The following is a 437-nucleotide window of genomic DNA, read 5'->3' as shown; positions in this document are numbered from 1 at the left end:
GTGTCTCGACGCCCGCGTACCCGAGACGGTTGAACGCTGCGGGCGTACCCTCGGTCCACAGCGATTCGGTCCCGGTGTTGAGGCCGGCCGACCCCATGCTGCCGTTCCAGAGGAGATGGCGCTGATAGGCCACGTTGAGAATAGACGGGACCCGGATCGGCGGCGCATCGATGTCCGCCTCAAGGTAGCCCGGGTCGGCGGTCCTTCCTTCTCCGGCCAGTCCGTAGCCGATACCGCCCTCGCCGATGCCCTGCCGATGAGCCAGGCACGCGCCGTCGATGTGGCCAGGCTGGCAGGCATTTCACGCAGCCAGCTGTATAGCCGCCTGGTGCCTTACGGGGGCTTCAAGACACTGCTGAGCGAGTGGCGACTGGAGCGCATCGCGCGTGAGCTATGCGCACCACAGCAGGATGCCACGCCGATCAAATCGCTGGTGT

1 protein-coding gene is annotated in these 437 nt (G+C 66.1%); it reads left to right on the top strand.

Annotated elements, in window-relative coordinates; translation table 11 throughout:
* Positions 1–115 precede the first annotated feature (115 nt).
* Positions 116–437: hypothetical protein (locus tag RI841_RS15810; protein WP_310706589.1), on the top strand; the 322-nt coding region annotated here is incomplete at its 3' end.

Origin of the sequence: Halomonas sp. (genome assembly GCF_031581305.1) — a bacterium.
GTDB lineage: Bacteria > Pseudomonadota > Gammaproteobacteria > Pseudomonadales > Halomonadaceae > Halomonas.
This window is presented reverse-complemented; position numbering and strand designations above follow the sequence as displayed.